1 protein-coding gene and 1 pseudogene are annotated in these 1,076 nt (G+C 67.1%); both read left to right on the top strand.

From position 1 onward, the window contains the following. A pseudogene (locus tag ACZ7IB_RS49310) lies at window positions 1–276 on the top strand (hypothetical protein); the annotation flags it as partial. Next, window positions 194–868 carry a pentapeptide repeat-containing protein gene (locus tag ACZ7IB_RS49305; RefSeq protein ID WP_470921925.1) on the top strand — a complete coding sequence of 225 codons (675 nt, stop codon included), beginning with the start codon at window positions 194–196 and terminating at the stop codon, window positions 866–868. The pseudogene ACZ7IB_RS49310 and the gene ACZ7IB_RS49305, both read left to right, overlap by 83 nt. Window positions 869–1,076 lie beyond the last annotated feature (208 nt).

Raw genomic sequence — 1,076 nt, 5'->3', positions numbered from 1 at the left:
AAACCGTCATGTCCGGTTCGGCGGGAGGCCGTGCGGAAAAGGACTTGCCCCGGGCGAGCACCTCGCCGCACGGCCCACCCATCCGGCTGGCTGGTCCGAAACCGTCGGCTGGCCCGCGACTACGAACGGCTGACCGCGACCTCCGAGGCCATGATCAAGGTGGCGATGATCCGCCTGATGCTCGTCCGACTCGCTGGGCAGCCATCGCGGTGGAGCCACGAATCCCACCGCAAGACCGCCCGAGCCAAGACCGTCGAGGACCTCATCGCGGCGTAATCAACCGGCCACCCGACAGGCTCTGAGGCGCAATCAGCATCCCCGCACGCTCACCCGCTGCACCTTCACCGAAGCCAACCTGCGCGGCGCCCAGCTCGCCGAGACCGTCTTCACCGACTGCACCGCCACAGCAGCCAACTTCACCGACGCCGACTGCGGCGACCTCACCTGCGACAGCGTCGACCTGGCCAACACCAAATGGGGCGGCGCCCTGCTCGCCGACGCCGCCTTCACCGGCTGCCGCATGATTGGAGCCCGCCTCACCGGACACCGCGGCCTGGGCCTCCAACTCACCCGCTGCAACCTGGCCGTCGCCAACCTCAACGGCCTCAGCCTGCGCGGCACCCACCTCGTCGGCATCCGCTTCACCGAAGCCAACCTCGGCGGCGCCGATTTCCGCGACGCCACCCTCGAAGACTGCCGACTCGCCGACGCCAACCTGCGGGCCGCCACCTTCACCGACGCCGATCTACGCGGCGCCGACCTCGGCGAACTCACCCTCGCCACCGCCGCACAGTTTCGCGGCGCGGTAATCTCCCCCGACCAGGCCGCCCAAATCTGCGCCGCCCTCGGCCTAAACGTCATCGGCTAATCCCTGATGGCAAGACAGTCACAGGTCTCCGGTGATCACAGAGCGTCGCAACTCCATGATCGCCAAGGCCTGTGCCTACTTCTGCCGAAATACCACCACCGCACCTATCTGCGCGACCGGGAGTGTCTAATCAACGGCGGATCTGATGATCAAGGAGACGCCAGAGATGACCGAGTCCGTTGTCGAGCAGGAGTCCGTGGAGAAGTCG

The organism is Streptomyces sp. NPDC037301 (assembly GCF_055602785.1).
The sequence above is the reverse complement of the archived record's forward strand: the minus strand, read 5'-3'. Positions and strand labels throughout refer to the sequence as shown.